This window comes from Streptomyces sp. NPDC054834, from assembly GCF_053611185.1.
Map to the genome: position 1 here is coordinate 1 of NZ_JBSGZV010000040.1, position 17900 is coordinate 17900.

Here is a 17900-nt window from a genome sequence, read left to right on the forward strand (position 1 = left end):
CGCGAGTGACCCGCGGGCCGCCGCCGTGGCGTGCCGAGTGCCGGCTCCCGGTCAGGACCGCGCATCCGCGTCACGCGCTCCCGCCGGCCGGCGGGAGCGCCCCGAGGACTGCTGCGAGACCGCTCGGATCGTGACGGGCGATGTTGTGGCCGACGGGAATCTCGTGCACCCGCCAGCCCGAGTCGTGGCGCAGCCGTTCGGTCACGGCTGCGAACGGGCTGCCCGGCCACGCGCCACCGCTGATGAACGTGCGGCCGACCGCGCGTCCGGGACCGCTCCGCAGTCTGAGCGCCTGGAGGAAGCTCGCCAGCGGGTGCGGTCGCGCGCGCGGGTCGGCCCCGCAGGGGACCGCGACCCAGCGACCGTCGTCGCGGGCACCGGCCATGAACAGGTGCCGGAAGTGGTCACTGGTCAGGGACCAGCACGAATCACCGTCCTCGGGGACGTAGGCATCGATGAAGACGAGCTGATCGAGGCGGTCGCCGAGCCGGTCCGCGACACCGGCGATCACCATCCCGCCGTAGCTGTGCCCGCACAGCGCGATGGGCCCTTCACCGCCGCTGTCGATGATCTCGGCCACCTGGTCGATATGGGTGTCGAGATTCGGCGGTCGGTCCACGTCGGCCGGGCCGTCCGACTCCAGTCCTGTCAGGGTCACCGCCTCGACGTGGTGACCTTCGCGGCGCAGCTCGGCCGCCACCGCGTCGAACGCCCACCCACCCTGCCAACCACCCGGCACCAACACGAACTTCACCACGTCATCATAAGCGAAGCGCAACGTCACGCGTACGTTCCGTGACGGCACGTCACGGCTGTTCCCGGCGGCCGGCACGCACTCCTGGCAGGTCGGTTTCATGACGGAATATCACCGACCGGGAGTCCTTCGATGATGGAGTGTCAACTTGACGGCTGGGACAGGTTGTTGAGTGGTCGGCGGTTGCCCGGGCTCAACCGGCCGTCGAAGGGGGATCTGGAAGGCGTTCAGCGGTGCCTTCCAGCACATGGTCCACCTGCGTCGGCCCACGCGGTTGGGTCCAGGCTCCTCAGTGCGAGTGAGGTAGACGCATTTGAAGGCGGCGGCTTCGACCCGGAAGTGCCCGCGGGCCCGCACGGCCTTGCGGATGCGGGCTTCACCGACTCAATCGCGCTCGCTGCACATATGACTTCGCGGATCTCCACGTCGTAAGCGAGGAAGGGGACGAACTCCGCCCAGGCGTCCAACCACAGCTTCACGATCGCCGGGTACTTCTTTTCCCAGGACTCGAGGAGTTAATTCCACGGGATGAGGGGCATGTGTGCGCGATGCGCGCTTCCCCCTCTCCGGCATCTGATGCACCGCAGTCATGCAGCGACGATCACTCGCCAAAGGGCGCGCGGCCCAGGCTACGGGCAAAGCCCGCGAGGCCAAGGAGTCCCTCAAGGACGCCGGCCGGCACTGACCGCTCTACACGGCGCCCGCGCGTGAGGGGCGGCAGCGGGATCGGGCTCGCCCCTCATCCCTGCGCTCCGCGAAGGCCAGACGCAATACCGAAGGCACTCCTTCAGTTCACAGGCCTGTGGCATCGTGGAGTTACCGGGCCCCTCACCTTCCCCCGTGGCGAGGGGCCCGGTCTTTTTCTCAACGCATGAAGCAGCCGCATGCTTGAGTGGGCCACCAGAGGTACTTGCCCGGTCGGGCGACGCGGCTGGGCGCGTCGGCCGATGCCGTGCGGGAGTGTCTCGTGCGGCTGAAGACGCTGGGTCTCGTACGTCTCCACGGCAAGGAGCCGGAGATCTTTTCAGCCGTCAGCACCGAGCCGACGGCTGAACGGCAATGGTCCGGCCCGGGGGCTCATCCTGCTGTCATCCGCGCGAGCTCCGCAGCCGCGGCAACGGGGTGGCCCGCCTTCGCCAGTTCCTCCAGGTGCCCGGACAGCGCTGCCAGCGGGCGGCACAGGTCGTCGTAGGCCGCCCCGCTGCCGTCCGCAAGGGCCAGACTCAGGGCGGTGATCCCGGTCTGCGCCCACCCCTCGCCGTGCTCCCGCAGCCAGTTCCGCGGATCTCCCACGAAGTGCCGAAAGGCGGTGTAGTACAACAAGTGGCTTTCCAGCGCGAGCCGCCAGGCGACATCCGGATCACGCTCCGACTGCCACAGACCCGCTGCCAGTTGGCCCAGGCGTCGGGCATGCGGTGGGGCCGCCTCCGGATGCGGCAACCGGCCCGTCACCGAGGCGGACTCGCCGAAGGCGAGGGCACGGTGCAGGGCCTCGACGGGCTCGCCCAAGGCCGCTCCCGCTCGCAGAACCGCCTCGCCGAGAGTGACCGGTACCCCGTCGGCCAGGATGCGCTTCTGGGCCGGTACGGCGTCTGGATCGAGGGAGGCCGCCCGGGCGAGCAACGGCGCTGCATCAGCTGGGCGTCCCGCGGCGCGCAGGTGCACACCTGTGCGGGCCAGCGCACCCGCGAGGTCGCCCCAGCCCTGCTCGGCGGTGCTCAGCGTGAAGCCGTCCACGGCCAGGGCGTAGTCCCAGTTGCCATAGGCGGCCTCGATTCGGGAGGCCACCTCCGCGGCCATGTCGGCGGCGTAGCCGAGGTGCGCACCGGGGTCGGCGACCACGGTGTCGATCGCGTCCTGGTACCGGCTCAGGGCCTGTCCGGCACAGTACAGCGCCTGGTCCGGGTCACCGTGCTGTGCCTGAACGACCGCGACCATGCTGAGCAGGCGGGCGAAGTCAAGCGAGAAGGGAGGCCCCGCGGCCTGCAACCCAGCTCCTACGTACGCCTCCACGGCCAGGTCGGCGTCGGTGAGTGCGGAAGCCGCGTGTCCGGCGAAGGAGTGGGCCGTGGCACGGCGTACACGGACATCGCCGATCCGTGCCGCCAGCTCCGGTGACGTGGGCCCGGATCGCTTGTAGCAGCTCTCGCATTCATCGAGTGACGACAGGGCCTCTTCGATCAGGTCCACGGCGATCTGTGAGGACCCCATGGAGTACAGCAGCGACGCGAGCTGTTCGTTCAGCCGCGGTTCGTCCGGCCGGTTGGCCAGCTCCGCGCGCAGGATCCCTGCCGCCTGGCTGTGCTGGTCCAGCGACCGCAGAACGAGCCGACGGCGCTCCGCGCCTTCGGCTCGCTGAGCCTGCGCGCGGGCCGCCACGCCTTGCTGGTAGAGCTCGTACACCCGCGACTGCCAGCCGTCGGCCGACGAAGCCATCGAGTCCCCCTTGCCGCTCTGGAGGCGCTCACCCTACTCGAACACCCGAGCGTCCAGGGGGCCTTGGGGGTCCCGCTCACCGATCTCGATGGAGTTCCGGTGCTCTGGTGCGGCCGCGACGGAACCGGCGTGCCGGAAAATGCGCGGGAGCCGTGGGGTCTGGCGGCTACCGTGAATGCCACGGTCGGTGGCGCTGTACGTGAGCTACTGCCGGATGCGGGCCGTTCGGCAACGGCCACCACAGGGAACCGGTCTGCAGGGCCGGCCTGGACACGGAAAGGCGGACCTCCCTTGAGCTGGTCGATGTTCAGGTTCCGCGAGCGCTGGGCACACGCGCACGACGTCCAGCAAGAGACGTTCATGGCGCTGGCGGCGATGTACGTCGAGGCCAACCCCACCTATCGCGCGGTGCCGTGGCTGCGCGAATGGCAGGCCTTCTGGCTGAGGTCGATCGGGCGGCAGCCCAACGGCCTCACAGACGTGTGCGCCGACGACTATCTGACCGACGACGGGCGTGTCGTGCAGTTCCGGGAATTCCTGCGCGATTACCAGTCGTGGCTGGTTGCCTCGGAGGGTCCGCTGCGCACGGCCGCCGGGCTGGGCGCCGAAAAACTCGTCGAGTTCACCCAGACCGTCGATGCCGTGCTCGCCGGCGACGACACGCACCCCAAGGTTCAGCTCGTCCAGCAGTGAGGAGCCAGCCGCCGCTGCCAGGAAGAGGCCTCCGCCACGGCCGCGCCGCATAGCGCTTCTCCGAGAGCGCGATATTGATGCGAGCGCGGCGGTTCGACCGGTTGCGTTTCCGTTCCGGGCCTGTGAGAGCAGCTGGGCCACGACGTCGCCGGTGCCGTGCTGAGCCTGGCGGGCCAGGTCGTCCAGCACTGTGTCGCCGTCGAGGACTTGTGCGGTGAGCCGTTCCATCAAAGCCGGGTCGGTGCCGCTTCCGCGGCCGGTGATCCGGGCGGCGGGGGCCGACACGCCCTACGGCAAGGTCATCTGGACGGAGCAGCCACTGCCGCGAGCATGATGGTGCCTAGTATGTGCCGCCGTGGGCGACCTCGAACCACACGACCTTGCCGGTGCTGAGCCGGGTCGCTCCCCAGCGGCGGGCGAGGCGGTTGACGAGGTAGAGGCCGCGTCCGCCTTCGTCGGTGACCCGTGCCTGTCTCAGGCGGGGGAGCTCGGGGACGTCGTCGCCGACTTCGCAGCGCAGGACGTCGGTGCGCAGCAGGCGGATGCCGACCGGGCGGGAGGCGCAGCGGACGGCGTTGGTGACGATTTCGCTGACCAGCAGCTCCACCGAGTCACTGAGCTCCTCCAGACCCCAGCGGGCCAGGGCGCCGCGGACCAGGCGGCGGGCGCGGCCGGGGGCGGCGTCAACCGGTTCGAGGAACCAGTGGGCGACATCGGTGGGCGCGATGCCCTCGAAGCGGGCGGCCAGCAGGGCTATGTCGTCGTCCCGGTCGCCCGGGCCGAGGATGTTCAGCACCTCGTCGCACAGGGCTTCGAGGGGTGGGGGATGGTCCGGGCCGGTCAGCCGGGCGATGGCCTGGAGTTTTTCGCATAGTTGTTCCATGCCGGTCCAGACGTCCCGCAGGCGGGATTCGACGAGGCCGTCGGTGTAGAGGAGCAGGGTCGCCCCGGCGGGCGCGTCGATCTCCACGGCTTCGAAGTCGACACCGCCGACGCCGATCGGCGCGCTGGTGGGGACGCTCAGGACGTCGGCCAGTCCGCCCGTGTGCAGCAGGATGGGCGGGGGGTGGCCGGCGTTGGCGATGGTGATGCGGTGGGAGACCGGGTCGTAGACGGCGTACAGGCAGGTGGCCATGCGGTCGGCGCCGAGGCGTTGGGCCTGCTCGTCGAGGTGGTGGAGGACTTCCTGGGGCGGCAGGTCGAGGCCGGCGAGGGTCTGGGCGGTGGTGCGCAGCTGGCCCATGATCGCGGCGGAGGTCATGGAGTGGCCCATGACGTCGCCGACGACAAGGGCGACCCGGCTGCCGGGCAGGGGGATGGCGTCGTACCAGTCGCCGCCGACGCGGGCGGTCTCGGCGGCCGGCAGGTAGCGGGAGGCCAGGCGCACGCCGGTGGGGCGGGGCAGGGTCTCCGGCAGCATGGTGCGCTGGAGTTCGTCGGCGATGTAGGCCTCGCGGCCGTAGAGGACGGCCTTGTCGATGCCGAGGGCGCTGTGGGTGGCGAGCTGGGCTGCCACCAGCAGGTCGTCGGCTTCGAAGGGGATGCGTTCGGGGCGGCGCAGGAACAGCGCCGCGCCGATGACCCGGCGCCGGCCGCGCAGCGGCGCGAGGATCGCGCGCTGTCCGCCCGGCACGGTGAATCCCTCGCCGTCCCCGAGCAGCTCGGGCAGCGCGGCACGCGCGGCGGGCGCGTCGGTGAACACCGGCCGCACGCCGCGCAGCACCTCGACCAGCGCGCTGCCCGGCCGCACCTCGCACAGCTCGGCGGCGAAGGACGTCAGCTCCAGGAACGGGAGACCGCCTTCGGCCTCCTCCGCCGGGTACTGGTCGGTGCGGCGCATCCGCAGCACCAGGGCGCCGGTGGGTCGTTCGTCGCCCACGGGCAGCGGGTCGCGCAGGTAGACGAGGATCGCGTCGGAGAAGGTGGGGGTGGTGGCCCGGCACAGCCCCAGCACGATCTCGTCCAGGTCGATGCCGCGCGCGATCCGCCGGGTCGCCGCCCCGACGAACCTGATCCGGTCCCCGTCCCGCCGCATCGGCGTGACGGTGCTTCCCGGCGCCGGGGCGGGCGGTGGTGCCGCCTCTCGTGTGACTGCCGGCGGCGAGGTGGCGGGTTCCTGGCTCGCACCGAGCGCGGCGTGCGTCGAGAGCTCACCGACCAGATGCCTGTGCTCCGGGTGAAAGGCGTCCCGATCCGGGCGCCGCAGGAACACGGCGGCGCCGACCACGCCCCGCGGATGCGGAGCGACCAGGGGGGCGAGGAGGAGGCGATCCCCCCTCGGCAGACGGGGGTTCGGCCCCAGCAACTCGCGCAGCGCCGGATCCAGCTCACCGGAGTCCCTGCCCAGGGGCTCACCCGCCTGCAGGACCTTGGCCAGGATGCCGGACGGTGCCACCGAGACGTCCGGGCGAGCGGCCCCGCCCATCGCGCCGCCCAGCCCCTCCTGCGGTGCGAAGCGCCATTCCGCACTGCCTTCGGGAGCCGGGCCCGGCGGCCCTGGCTGGGCGGACATCTCGGCGAGCGCGGACCGCAGATCCCGGTAGCCGGAGTAGCCGAGCACGCGGGCAGCGCGGACGACGGCCGCCTCGCTGGTGCCGGTGAGGTGAGCGAGTTCGGTGATGCCGAGAGCGGCGCAGCCTGCCGGGTCGTCGATGACGGTCTCGGCGACCCGCAGCACGGAAGAGGCCGCCGACGGGCCCATCGTGCGCAACCTGGCCCTCATGAGAGCCTGCGTCGGATGGGGCGCCGTGGCGGGGCCGGGCGAGGGAGTCCGCGAGCGCCGGAAGCCGCTCCCGCTCAGCCGCAGCTCCACCAGGCCGTCCACGGGCCGGACGCCACCGCTGCCCGGGCGGGCGGCGAGGTAGATGACGACGGCGTCCGCGACGTGAGGCACCGTCACCGAGCAGAGTTCCCGCGCGGTTTGCGCCGGACCGTCGGCCCGGGCGAGGCGACGGACGGCGGGTGCCAGGAAGCTCTTGGGGTCCGGCAGCATCGCCTCTCCGCACGGCTGGCCACATCGGTTCTCCGCCGCGTCCGGTACGGCGTCCGGTGCCGGCGTGTCTCCCGCAGCCCGGTGCCCCTCATCCTCGGGGAGGCCGGCGGTTCTGTCCAGCCGTGAAGCAGGCGGACCGTACGTCAACCTCCTTGGTGGCCGCACAAGTTGACCGCCCTGCTCGACCGCCCTGCGGACGACGCACCGGTGTCCAGCGCCTGAGCATCGGCTACCTTCGGATGTGTGACCTCAGGGACGCCCGCCATCCAGCCTCCTCCGCACCCTGGCCTGCGCCGCCGGGTCTCGCGCTGGTGGCGGTCGAGGGACGCGCTGTCGCGGCTGCACCGCTGGCTCCTGCTGCGCGCCGTTCCCGTCCTGGTGGTCTTCTGCGGCCTGTACGTCCTCAACGGTGCGCTGATGGGCTGGACCGACGCCTACAACGTGCTCATAGGCATCGCCTCACCGGGAGACGCCCGTCCCCAGTGGGCCGCGTGGCCCCTGTCGATCGCGGGGTGGGCGGCGATCCCGGCGTTCGTGGGAGGGGCCGTCGGGTATGTGGTGACGGCCCAGATCCAGGCGCACCGCACGCGGGAGCTGTCGGAGATACTCGAAGAGCTGAGGCGGAGTTCCACCGCGCCGTCGAACGCCGACGGGGGATGAGCGTGCGATCCCTGTACGAGCTCCACGAGGAGGGCGGGGCGCCCGCCGAGTTCGTCGAGAAGTTCGCCAGCACCTGGCACGACGGCGACTGGAGCCTGGCCGAGGACCACTGGGAACGGCTGGTCAACAAGCTGCTGCAGAGCAGCGACATGGAAGGACTCAAGCGGCGGGACGCGTTACGGACCGCCGAACAGGAGGCACTGAACCTCGGACTGTCGTTGCTGCGATCACCGGCCGCCACCCGGTGCCCCCTGTGCGCGATCGCCTCACCGCAGAGTCCGCCCCGCGCACCCCGGCCCATGATGGAGCCACGATGACGAAGAGGACAACGGAGCAGCTGCTGAGGGAACTTCTCTATCTGGCCTCTCCGGACAGCCCGGAGGACGGCCGGGCCTCCGCCGCCGAGGCCATCGCCCGTCATGGTGACGAAGCGCTGGCCGACAGCGAGGTGACTCGGCTCGCCGAGGCCCTGCGGCCGCGCGAGCCGGAGGAGGAAGGCGGCGAGCGGGGCGTGCGCCTACGGGGAGCCGACCTGGCGGGCGGCAACCTGTACCACGTCCGGCTGCCGGACGCCGATCTCGAAGGGGCGGATCTGAGCCGGACCAACCTCGGTTTCTCGGACCTGCGCGGGGCCCGGCTCGACGCGTCGGCGCTGACCGGTGCCGATCTGACCGGTGCGGACCTGTCGGGAGCCCACCTCGCCCGCTGCGACCTCAGCGGCGCGGTCCTCGACGACGCGCGGCTCGTGGGTACGGATCTCTCCAGGGCCCGGCTGGAATCGGCGTCCCTGCACGCGGCGGATCTGACCTCTGCCGATCTGCGGGGGGCCGTCCTCACGGAGGCCGACCTGACCGGGGCGGTGCTGAGCGGTGCGGCGATCGACTTCGCCGACCTGCGGAACTGCGACCTCGCGGGCGCGGACCTGGGCACGGTGTCCGGCCGGCTGGACATCGACGACCTCAGAGGCGCCAGGTGGTCGACGAGCACCCGATGGCCCCAGGCCCAGCCGGACCTCGGCCGTGAGGTGCTCGACAACTCCGTCAGCATCGCGCCGGGCGTCTACCGCGTGGGCGACGACGAGAGCCGGGACCGGAGCGCGGATCCCGCGCCGGCCCCTCGTACGCCGAGCCCCGTGCGCTGACGACGGCGTCCGCGTCTTCACGGTTGCACCGACGACGTCGTGGTCCAGCTGCTCTCACAGGCCCGGAACGGAAACGCAAAGTGATCCCCATGCCGCTTCACCGCTGGAAGGGCCTTGTCCTTTTCGGCTATCGGGCGGCCCCTCCCTTGTGGCGCCCGTCCGCAGGTCAGCGCAGGTTTGCTGGGGATTCAAGCCGAGCAACTCCGAGCCACCCCGAGCACCGGGTGGGGAGATTCGGATATCGCCATCACCGCCCGGCCCGCCCAGCACGGGGGTGCCGTCGGAGGCCCCGCTGCTGTCGGTGCACGCCGCCGTGGTGTTCCTGGCGGCCGTCATCATCGGCCTCGTCATGGGCGGGCTCATGCTCCTCCACGACAAGTCCGTGCCCGCGGCCGTCGCGACGGGCCTGGCGGCCGCTGGAGGCAGCGTTCCAGTGCTGCACAAGCTGATCGGCTGACCATCGGCGGGGCACCGAGTGCACCTGCTGCGCCCGGCCCCACCGCCTCTCTCGGACGTCAGGCGGCGTGGAACTCGTGGGCGTGGCCGCCGCGCCACTCCACCCACTCAGGGTCGTCCAGGATGGCCTCGGGGTCGGCGACGCCGGCGCCTTCGAGGAACACGACCAGGTCGTGGTCGCTGTAGGCGGTGCCGAGGACTTCGTCCCGGCCGTGACGGTGCACGGTGACTCTCCGGCCGCCCGTTCCGACGGGCCGGTGCACGATGATCGGTACGCTGGTCACGCCTCCCAGCGTGCCCTTGACGGGATCGCGCGGCGAGTCGGCCGGGGCGGTCAGGGAGTGTCACCACCCCAGTCCCAGCGGGTCGGGTCGCCGGGGCGCGGGTCGTACAGCGCCTGCCCATCGGAGCCGAACTGCCCCAGCTCTGTCTGGAGGGACACGCCGGTGTCGACTTCCGTCTGCGTCCAGCCGGTGATGTCGAGCAGCAGGCCGTCCAGCGGCCCGCCGACCAGCTCGGCGTAGAGCCGGTCTGGCCGCGGGCCCGGGTGGTCGTAGTCGGCGCCGTAGACCCGGCGGCGCAGCAGCTGCTCGTCATCACGGTCCATCCGTTCAGCCTTGCAGCCACCACTGACGCGGATGCCGACCTTGGCGAGGTTCAGTGCGAGCGACCTCGTGAGCATGATGACCCCGCCCTTGGTGGTGCCGCGACCGTAGGCGCGGACGTCGTGGCGGGCCCATGGTCGGGGCGGCGCGCCGGGCGCCTGCCGGTGGTCTGGCCGCCGCGGTGAAGGCGGCCCCGAGACGCCGTAGCCGCTCGGCCGTGAAGTGGGAGGGCAGCATCTGGCACAGCACGCGCACCGACGACCAGATGAAGGAAGCAACCGCGAAGAGACGCCGAGCGAGTGGCTACTGGGCGGTGTAGCCCCCGTCGACGGGGAGGGCGACACCGATGACGAAGCTCGCGCCGGGGCTGCACAGCCACAGGACTGCCTGCGCCATCTCGTCGGCGGTGCCGAGCCTGCCGATGGGCTGGTTGCCTTCGGCTTCCGCGCGGTCGAGTTCTCCCTTGGCGATCATGTTGCTGACCATGGGGGTGTCGATGGTGCCGGGGCAGATGGCGTTGATGCGGATTCCGCGCGGGGCATATTCGAGGGCTGCGCTGGTGGTCAGGCCGATCACGCCGTGCTTGGAGGAGTGGTAAGAGGCGCGGCCCGGGATTCCGACGAGGCCGCCGAGGGAGGAGCAGTTGACGATGGCGCCGCTGCCTTGGGTGCGCATGTGGCGCAGTTCGTGTTTCATCGCGGCCCAGATGCCGCGCAGGTTGATGGCGTGGACCTTCTCGAACTGGTCGAGGGGTTCGTCGGCGGCGTCGGTGGGCGGGACCTGGATGCCCGCGTTGTTGTAGGCCATGTCGAGGCGTCCGAAGGTCTCCACCGTGCGGTCGACGGCGGCCGCGACCTGGTCCTCGTCGGTGACGTCACAGACCAGGTCGAGGGCCTGGTGGCCCGCGTCGGTAAGGTCCTTCGCTGCCTCGTTCACGGCCGTCTCGTCGATGTCGGCGAGGGCGACGGCGGCGCCGGAGGCGGCGAAAGCTTGGGCGGCGGCCAAGCCCATCCCGGAGCTGGCGCCGGTGACGAAGGCGACCTGGCCGGTGAAGTCGTAGGTGGGGTTCACGGGTTTCTCCCGGTGGGTGGGGTGCGGGATGGGCGGACGGGTTCAGGGGCGCGTTGTTGCCGCTTGAGCGCTCTTGCGCGGGACTGGAGCCTGAGCGGCGGGGGTGCTCTGGGCGACGATGCGGGTCGTGCTGTGCTTGGCGACGGTTGCCAGAGTGATCAGCGGCAGCAGAGTCAGGCCCGCGAAGACGGCGCCGACCAGGGCGGGCCCGGTCACGCTGAGGGAAGAGGCGAGGGCCTGTCCGGCGAGGGCGGAGCCGGCGGCGATGCCGGTGTTGTAGGCGGACGTGGTCAGCGCCGAGGTCAGGGTGGGCGCGTCGCCGGCGAAGCGGACGGCGAGGGCGGTGACGACCGGGTTGATCGTGAACCCGGCCAGTGCCATGAGGAAGATCAGGACGACGGCGGCGGCCGGGTTGGCGGACAGCGGGATCAGCACGAGCAGGGCCAGCGCGGTCGCTGCGGCGGCCGGGATCGTCGTGGCCATCGGGCGGCGGTCGCCGAACCGGCCGCCCATCGCGGTGCCGCCCAGGGCGCCGGCGCCGAAGGCGATCAGGACCAGCGGCACGGCACCGGCCGGGATGCCGGCCCGGTCGGTCAGCAGCGGGGTGATGTAGGTGTAGGTGGCGAGGACACCGCCCATGATCAGGGCGGCTGCGGCCAGCGCCAGCCATAGCCGGCCCTGCCGTAGTGCCTGGATCTCGCTGCGCACGGACACCTGGACGCGCCGCTGCTCCGTGCGGGGGATGAAGCGGCCGATCACCAGGGCGGCGAGGGCGGCGAGTGCGGCCAGGGCCCAGAACAGTCCGCGCCAGCCGGTGACGCGCCCGGCCAGGGTGCCGGCGGGGACGCCGACGACGTTGGCCAGGGTCAGACCGCCCATCATCACGCTGACGGCCCGGGTGGCGTTCGCGGGGCCGGCGGCGGTGGTGGCGATGACGAAGCCGACGGCCCAGAACGCGCCGGTGGCCAGTGCGGTGACGAATCGGGCGGCCAGGACGACGGTGAAGGAACTGGTGAGGGCCGCGACGACGTGACCGGCGGTGAAGACCGCCAAGGCCAGAACGAGGGTGAGGCGCTGGGGCAGGCGCAGTGTGGCCAGGGCCATGGTCGGCCCGCCGACGATCATGCCGACGGCGAAGGCCGTGATCAGCAGCCCGGCGTGGGAGACGCTGGCGCCGAGGTCGGGGGCGATGTCCGGGAGGATCCCGGCGATGACGAACTCGGTGGTGCCCATCAGGAAGGTACCGGCGGCGAGCACCCACACGACGAAGGGCAGCTTGCCCGACGCGGGAGCGGCGGGGTGGGGCATGAGGTATTTCCTCCATGCGGTTGGGGTCTGGTCAGGTGGCGGGCGCGAGGGTGATCCGCTCGGCCCGGGCCAGTTGCTCGGCGGGAGCGTCGAGGTGGCCGAGGATCAGGAGGTCGGCCGAGGGGACGGGGCCGTCCTGGTAGAAGAAGGCCAGGTTGCCCCACGGCGCGTAGTAGGCGAGGTCTCCGGCCTTGGCCGCGGACGGCTGGGGGGCGCCGTCGGTGGAGAGCTCGCGCGGCGGATAGCCGATCCGCTCGGTGCCGTGGAAGTCCTCCAGCTCCAGGGTGAGCGGAAGCAGGCTCGCCAGGTCGCGGGCGGCTGGGCTGCCGTTGAGTGTGGCGTGGGTTTCGTGGCCGTCGATCGTCAGGCGAATGCGCATGGCGTGGCCCCTGTCGGACGGTACGGATGTGCCGGGCATCGAAGTCGACTGGTGCGAGGAGGAGGGGGTCGGCGACGACGGATTGCAGGCCGTCACGGCCAGTACCAGCACGGGAGGGATGAGGGTACGAAGTAGGGCGCGAAGCACGGTCCTGTCTCACTTCACTCGGCGGGGCCGAACAAGCCGCCCAACCGTGAACGCGGCAATCCGGAGACCGCTTGTGGGCGTGGCGGCCCGGCGCCGGGTTCAGCTGGTGGCCGGGGCGGCGGCGTACTCCTCGTCGGTGACGGGGTTCAGCCAGTGCACGACGGCGTGGTCGGCGTCGCCCTCGTTGATGGCCACGTGGACCATCAGCCGGTTCGGCGCGGCGCCGTGCCAGTGCTCCTCATCGGCCTCGAACAGGACGCGATCGCCGGGCCGGATGACTTCGACCGGGCCGCCGCGGCGCTGGCACAGGCCGATGCCTTCGGTGACGAAGACGGTCTGGCCCAGCGGGTGGCGGTGCCAGTGGGTGCGGGCGCCGGGCATGAAGTGCACCAGGGACGCGGTGACCCGGGACGGGGCCGGCGCGGCGGCGACGGCGTCGATGTAGACATCACCGGTGAACCAGTCGGCGGGGCCCTTGACGGTGTCGATCGAGCTGCGGGTGAGCTGCACGGTTGCTCCTTGCATGGGTGGTGGGAAGGGCGGGTCAGGGCGTGAGGAGGGCCTTGATGGCGCGGCGCTCGTCCATGGCCTTGTAGCCCTCGGCGACCTGGTCCAGCGGCAGGGTGAGGTCGAAGACCTTGCCCGGGGCGATCCGGCCGTCAAGGACGCGGTCGATGAGGTCGGGCAGGTAGCGGCGCACGGGGGCGGGGCCACCGCGCAGGCCGACGTGGGAGAAGAACAGCTCCTGGCCGTCGACGGCGACCTCGTGGGGGACGCCGACGAAGCCGACGTTGCCGCCCGGGCGGGCGGAGTGCAGGGCCTGCTGCATGGCCTGGGCCGTTCCGACACACTCCAGCACGCTGTCGGCGCCGATTCCGCCGGTCATCTCCTTGATCCGGGCTACGCCCTCGTCGCCGCGCTCGGTGACGATGTCGGTGGCGCCGAACTCCCGGGCGAGCTTCTGGCGGGGCTCGTGCCGGGACATGGCGATGATCCGCTCCGCGCCCATCTCCTTCGCTGCGATCACCGCGCACAGGCCGACCGCGCCGTCGCCGACGACCACGGCGGTGGAACCGGGCTTGACCTCGGCGGCCTCGGCGGCCCACCAGCCGGTGCCCATGACGTCGGAGACGGCCAGCAGACCGGGCCACACCTCCTCACCAGGCACCCCGTCGGTGGCGACCAGGGTGCCCTGGGCGTTGGGGATGCGCACGTAGTCGGCCTGGCAGGTGGACATGAACTCGCGGTGCAGGCAGTTCGACTGGAAGCCGTTACGGCAGTTCGGACAGGTGTTGTCCGAGGTGGCGAAGGAACCGACGACGAACTGGCCCGGCCGCACCGAGGTGACCTCGGACCCGACCTCCTCCACGAAACCGACGTACTCGTGCCCCATCGGATGCGGATCACCGACCTGCTCCGCGCCGCGATAAGGCCACAGGTCAGAGCCGCACACGCAGGTCACGGCCGTCCGGATGATCGCGTCGGTCGGGTGGAGGAGCGTGGGGTCGTCCAGGGTCTCGAAGCGGATGTCGCCGGGGGCGTGAATCACTGCGCCGCGCATGAGAGGGATTCCTTTGCGTGCCGAGGCGTGCAGCCGCCGGATGTCCGGAGCCGTCGCCGAGTGCAGGGCCAGGTGCGCGCCCGTCGTGAAGGGGCGGACGGAAAGCACCACGTCATCCAGGTAACCGGCTCCCGGCGCGCGTAGCGAGACACCATCAAGGGGTGTACTGCCAGTACATCCCTATGGGCGCGGCCGGGACGTACCGTCGAAGGCGTGGACAACCAGGCAGAGGTCCGCGAGTTCCTCACCTCGCGGCGCGCAAAGATCACCCCCGAGCAGGCGGGCCTGCCCTCCAGCCGCCGCCGGCGCGTACCCGGCCTGCGCCGCAGCGAGGTCGCCGCCCTCGCCGATGTGAGCGTGGAGTACTACTCCAAGCTGGAGCGCGGCCACCTCACCGGCGCCTCCCCGGCCGTCCTCGAAGCCGTCGCCCGCGCCCTCCAGCTCGACGACGCCGAACGCGCCCACCTGCTGAACCTGGCACAGGCCGCCGACGGCTCCGCCGCCCTCACCCGGCCCCGCCGACGTACCGCCCGGCCATGGACTCCGCACCGCAGCCTGCAATGGGTGCTGGACGCCGTCACCGCCGGCCCCGCCTTCGTCCGCAACGGCCGCATGGACATCCTCGCCGGCAACCAGCTCGCCCACGCCTTCTACGCCGACGTCTACGCCGCGCACCACAACCAGGAGAACCTGGCCCGGTTCAACTTCCTCGACCCCGCCTCGCGCCGCTTCTACCCCGACTGGAACGAGGCCGCGGACATCGCCGTCGCCATCCTGCGCACCGAAGCCGGCCGCAACCCCCACGACAAGGACCTGCACGACCTCGTCGGCGAACTGTCCACCCGCAGCGACGAGTTCCGTACCCGCTGGGGCGCCCACAACGTCCGCCACCACGGCACCGGCACCAAACGCTTCCACCACCACACCGTCGGCGAACTCACCCTCGCCTACGAAGGACTGGAGATGGCCGCAGAACCCGGCCTCACCCTCACCATCTACACCGCCGAACCCGGCTCACCCTCCGAAGAGGGGCTGCGACTGCTCGCCACCTGGGCCGCGACGCAAGAAGCCGACACGTCGGCAAGGCGACTGTGAACAGGCAGACAAGTACTCCACCCGCCGCCCGCTCTCTCCCCCGGCCCCAGCCTCCAGACTGACGACAACCGCAAAGTAGCCCTGCACTGCCTCGGCCCACTCCGCGGAAACAACTCTTCGTACCGCAGGTCGCTCAAAGAACGCCCGCGCTGCCCGGAAGGCTGCCGAGATCGAGCAGCGGCGTGCCGAGGGCCTGCCGGTTCAGTCGTCGGCCGGGACGCTGTCGGAGGAACGGCGGGAGCAGCTGGAGAACATCGACCCGTCGTGGTGCCCGGCCTGGCCGGTGGAGTGGCAGCGCGCCTTCCACTTGGTCCGGCTGCACCTGAAGGCCGGCGGCACGCTGCCCATGTCGCCGGGCACCGTCGTGCACCAGGGCGAGGACCTTGGCCGGTGGGTGCGCTCGGTCCGGCTCGGACGGGACAACCTCTCCACCGTCCAGCAGTGGATGTGTGAGCACATCCTCGGGATCGAGCCCGCCGCCGAGGACGAGAAGCCGCAGCCGCGCCGTACGCAGGCCGACAAGTGGGCGATGAACTACGCCGCCGCCAAGCAGTTCTACGAGCGCGAGGGGCACCTTCGGGTGCCTAGGAAGCACGTCGAACGAATCGTCGGCGAGAACCAGGAGGAGCGGCAGCTCCGACTTGGTGCATGGATCGGGAACCAGCGGAGCAGAGCCGCAACGCTGGCGCCCGAGCGGGCGGAGCAGCTGTCCGCGATCGGGATGCGCTGGGCGTAGCCGGATCGGTCGTCGTCATTGGAGCTCGTGCCAATTGAGTGCTGGGCAGCGGCCAAGAGCGGCCGGTGCCGTCCGGTCACCCGGCAGCAGGCGATCGAGGCACTGCGCCAGCAGGGCCCGGCGTGCATCCACTGCCGACCGGACACAGCCCTCGGCATCCTCGACTAGATCCAGGCGGCTTCGACCGGCTGCCGAACGACCGAGCCCTACACGTCGCGCTGTGGTGGTCCGGCGTGGAAGGCATCACGCCATGACCTGGTCCTTGCCGGAGCCGATGCTGACCATAGCCGTGGACAGCCCTGCCCTGCCCGCTGGGTGGGCCGCCGAGCCGAAGTGGGACGGTTCTCCAGACACCTCGTGATGTCTCATTCGGATAGGTCCCGAGCCGCCCCGCAAGAGCTGTAGAGGAGTGCGAAATCTCGGTCTCCAGGAAGAGGCGAGGCATGAGAGCCGTCCGGCACCGTCGAAGAGAGCGCTGAGTCACGGCTGGTCCTTCGTGCGTGCGGCTGAGGCTTGCTCAGTGTCCGCGCCGGATCCGACGTGCCGCTGGGTTTCCTGGGGACCGTGCCAGTCCAGGCACACGGCGGTGGCATCGTCCTCAAGCCGGCCGTTGGCGGCGTCCCGGACCGCGGACGTCAACGCCAGCGTGGTCTCCCGCGGGTGCAGATTCCGGGTGCGCTCCAGTATGGCGGCCAGGTCGACCTTCTCGCCGTGACGTTCGAGCATGCCGTCGGTGAACATGAGCAGACGGTCACCGGGCCGCAGGTCGAGGTCCTGCACACGGTAGGGGTGGGGAGTCAGCTCGGACAGCCCGAATGGATGGTCCACTTCGCAGGTGATCGCCTCCACAGCTCCCTCGCGCATACGCAGTGGCCAGGGATGACCCGCGTTGACGAGCCGGGCCCACCCGGTGTGGAGGTTGATGCGCAGCAGCTGTCCGGTGGCGTGACCGCAGCCGTGGTCGATCAGTGCCTGGTCGGCACGGTGGGCCTGTTCGGCCAGGTCGGCGCCCGCCCGGCGGGCGCCGCGCAGGGCGCCCACCAGGACCGTGGCGGCCAGGGCGGCATCGATGTCGTGGCCCATGGGGTCGGTCACCGACACGTGCAAGGTATCGCGGTCCAGGGTGTAGTCGAAGGTGTCACCGCTGAGGTCCTCGGAGGGCTCCAGGTTCCCGCACAGCGTGAACTGTGCAGCTTCACACGACAGCGACGGAGGCAGCAGCTGGTACTGGATTTCAGCCGCCAGGGTGGGCGGCCTGGAGCGTTTGCCCCAGGTGTAGAGGTCGGTGAAGCGACCGTTGGCGATCACGATGTAAGCCAAGGCGTGTGCGGCTTCCCCGACCGCGTCAAGGACGACCTCGCCGGGATCGGCCGGCAGGAGCAGCTCCAGCAGCCCGATCGCGTCCCCCCGGTTGGTGACCGGCACGATCACCCGATGTCCGTGACTGGTCGCCTCCTGGTGCAGCCGCTGGGTGCGGATCACCTCCTCGTAGACGCTGCCGAACAGGGGGATCCGCTCCGCCTCCCGCTCGCTCTCCGCAGCGGCTGTCGACAGCCGCGCCACCGCCTTCCCCGTCAGGTCCACGATGAGGAAGGAGACCTTCGCGGCGTTGAAGCGCCGCCGCAGGTCCTTCGCGATCACGTCGACGGCGTCCGCCGGCGCCGCCGTCTCCGCCGCCGTCAGCAACCGGGGCAGTCCGCTCTGTCCATCACTCACGACCGCGGCCCCTTCCAGCAGCCCCTCCCACCAGCTTGGGAATCGGCGCAGCGCGCGTCAATCCGTGAGCAGTCAGGTACGTGAAGAGGGTCACCTCATACGTTCACGGTGAGTAAGCCCGCCATTCGCCGCGCACGGCCCTCACGGCTG

19 protein-coding genes and 2 pseudogenes are annotated in these 17900 nt (G+C 71.1%); 8 read left to right on the forward strand and 13 right to left on the reverse strand.

Going from position 1 to position 17900, the window contains the following annotated elements:
• Positions 1-70: 70 nt before the first annotated feature.
• The 3 genes and pseudogenes from ACWGJM_RS36600 to ACWGJM_RS36610 all read right to left on the reverse strand — a co-directional run bounded on the left by ACWGJM_RS36600 (position 71) and on the right by ACWGJM_RS36610 (position 3190).
• A complete protein-coding gene (locus ACWGJM_RS36600; RefSeq protein WP_453416073.1) occupies positions 71-754 on the reverse strand; it encodes an alpha/beta fold hydrolase in 684 nt (227 codons plus the stop codon).
• 143 nt (positions 755-897) lie between these two features.
• Positions 898-1263 (reverse strand): annotated as a pseudogene (locus ACWGJM_RS36605) (transposase); the annotation flags it as partial.
• 568 nt (positions 1264-1831) lie between these two features.
• The gene (locus ACWGJM_RS36610) at positions 1832-3190 is read right to left on the reverse strand and encodes a hypothetical protein (protein WP_453416074.1); all 1359 of its coding nucleotides are present in this window, start codon (positions 3188-3190) and stop codon (positions 1832-1834) included.
• Between the two features lie 291 nt (positions 3191-3481).
• Here ACWGJM_RS36610 and ACWGJM_RS36615 point away from each other — a divergent pair, with 291 nt between their 5' ends.
• A complete protein-coding gene (locus tag ACWGJM_RS36615; RefSeq protein ID WP_453416075.1) occupies positions 3482-3883 on the forward strand; it encodes a hypothetical protein in 402 nt (133 codons plus the stop codon).
• Positions 3884-4223: 340 nt separating this feature from the next.
• On the opposite strand, the gene ACWGJM_RS36620 is transcribed toward ACWGJM_RS36615, so the two are convergent.
• Both ACWGJM_RS36620 and ACWGJM_RS36625 read right to left on the reverse strand, forming a co-directional pair.
• Positions 4224-6308: an ATP-binding SpoIIE family protein phosphatase gene (locus ACWGJM_RS36620; RefSeq protein WP_453416144.1), complete on the reverse strand. Its 2085-nt coding sequence runs from the start codon at positions 6306-6308 to the stop codon at positions 4224-4226.
• A gap of 135 nt (positions 6309-6443) precedes the next feature.
• Positions 6444-6875, reverse strand: a pseudogene (locus tag ACWGJM_RS36625) (hypothetical protein); the annotation flags it as partial.
• A 243-nt stretch (positions 6876-7118) separates the two neighbouring features.
• On the opposite strand from ACWGJM_RS36625, the gene ACWGJM_RS36630 reads away from it, so the two are divergent.
• The 4 genes from ACWGJM_RS36630 (at position 7119) to ACWGJM_RS36645 (ending at position 9133) form a co-directional block, all read left to right on the forward strand.
• A complete protein-coding gene (locus ACWGJM_RS36630; protein WP_453416076.1) occupies positions 7119-7535 on the forward strand; it encodes a DUF6313 family protein in 417 nt (138 codons plus the stop codon).
• Positions 7532-7852 (forward strand): DUF6313 family protein, encoded by a 321-nt coding sequence (locus tag ACWGJM_RS36635; RefSeq protein WP_453416077.1) that lies wholly within the window; start codon positions 7532-7534, stop codon positions 7850-7852. The genes ACWGJM_RS36630 and ACWGJM_RS36635 overlap by 4 nt, the downstream gene beginning before the upstream one ends.
• Complete coding sequence (locus ACWGJM_RS36640; RefSeq protein WP_453416078.1) at positions 7849-8676, forward strand: pentapeptide repeat-containing protein; 828 nt, start codon at positions 7849-7851, stop codon at positions 8674-8676. The genes ACWGJM_RS36635 and ACWGJM_RS36640 overlap by 4 nt, the downstream gene beginning before the upstream one ends.
• 274 nt (positions 8677-8950) lie before the next feature.
• Positions 8951-9133 (forward strand): hypothetical protein, encoded by a 183-nt coding sequence (locus tag ACWGJM_RS36645; protein WP_453416079.1) that lies wholly within the window; start codon positions 8951-8953, stop codon positions 9131-9133.
• Between the two features lie 58 nt (positions 9134-9191).
• Here ACWGJM_RS36645 and ACWGJM_RS36650 read toward each other — a convergent pair whose 3' ends face one another.
• From ACWGJM_RS36650 to ACWGJM_RS36680, 7 genes are all read right to left on the reverse strand, one after another.
• The gene (locus ACWGJM_RS36650; RefSeq protein WP_453416080.1) at positions 9192-9416 is read right to left on the reverse strand and encodes a hypothetical protein; all 225 of its coding nucleotides are present in this window, start codon (positions 9414-9416) and stop codon (positions 9192-9194) included.
• Positions 9417-9466: 50 nt separating this feature from the next.
• Entirely contained in the window at positions 9467-9739 is a 273-nt protein-coding gene (locus ACWGJM_RS36655) for a hypothetical protein (protein ID WP_453416145.1), read from the reverse strand.
• A gap of 301 nt (positions 9740-10040) precedes the next feature.
• Positions 10041-10808, reverse strand: coding sequence for a glucose 1-dehydrogenase (locus ACWGJM_RS36660; protein WP_453416081.1), 768 nt, complete (start codon positions 10806-10808; stop codon positions 10041-10043).
• Between the two features lie 42 nt (positions 10809-10850).
• Positions 10851-12116: an MFS transporter gene (locus ACWGJM_RS36665; RefSeq protein ID WP_453416082.1), complete on the reverse strand. Its 1266-nt coding sequence runs from the start codon at positions 12114-12116 to the stop codon at positions 10851-10853.
• Positions 12117-12147: 31 nt separating this feature from the next.
• Positions 12148-12495: a cyclophilin-like fold protein gene (locus ACWGJM_RS36670; RefSeq protein WP_453416083.1), complete on the reverse strand. Its 348-nt coding sequence runs from the start codon at positions 12493-12495 to the stop codon at positions 12148-12150.
• A gap of 246 nt (positions 12496-12741) precedes the next feature.
• Positions 12742-13152: a (R)-mandelonitrile lyase gene (locus ACWGJM_RS36675; RefSeq protein WP_453416084.1), complete on the reverse strand. Its 411-nt coding sequence runs from the start codon at positions 13150-13152 to the stop codon at positions 12742-12744.
• Between the two features lie 34 nt (positions 13153-13186).
• Positions 13187-14203 (reverse strand): zinc-dependent alcohol dehydrogenase family protein, encoded by a 1017-nt coding sequence (locus ACWGJM_RS36680; protein WP_453416085.1) that lies wholly within the window; start codon positions 14201-14203, stop codon positions 13187-13189.
• A gap of 213 nt (positions 14204-14416) precedes the next feature.
• Here ACWGJM_RS36680 and ACWGJM_RS36685 point away from each other — a divergent pair, with 213 nt between their 5' ends.
• The 3 genes from ACWGJM_RS36685 to ACWGJM_RS36695 all read left to right on the forward strand — a co-directional run bounded on the left by ACWGJM_RS36685 (position 14417) and on the right by ACWGJM_RS36695 (position 16202).
• Positions 14417-15298: a helix-turn-helix transcriptional regulator gene (locus ACWGJM_RS36685; RefSeq protein ID WP_453416086.1), complete on the forward strand. Its 882-nt coding sequence runs from the start codon at positions 14417-14419 to the stop codon at positions 15296-15298.
• Positions 15299-15581: 283 nt separating this feature from the next.
• Positions 15582-16034 (forward strand): helicase associated domain-containing protein, encoded by a 453-nt coding sequence (locus ACWGJM_RS36690; RefSeq protein WP_453416087.1) that lies wholly within the window; start codon positions 15582-15584, stop codon positions 16032-16034.
• 27 nt (positions 16035-16061) lie between these two features.
• Entirely contained in the window at positions 16062-16202 is a 141-nt protein-coding gene (locus ACWGJM_RS36695; RefSeq protein WP_453416088.1) for a DUF6233 domain-containing protein, read from the forward strand.
• Between the two features lie 312 nt (positions 16203-16514).
• Here the strand turns inward: ACWGJM_RS36695 and ACWGJM_RS36700 are convergent, their stop codons facing one another.
• A complete protein-coding gene (locus tag ACWGJM_RS36700; protein WP_453416089.1) occupies positions 16515-17750 on the reverse strand; it encodes a PP2C family protein-serine/threonine phosphatase in 1236 nt (411 codons plus the stop codon).
• Positions 17751-17900 lie beyond the last annotated feature (150 nt).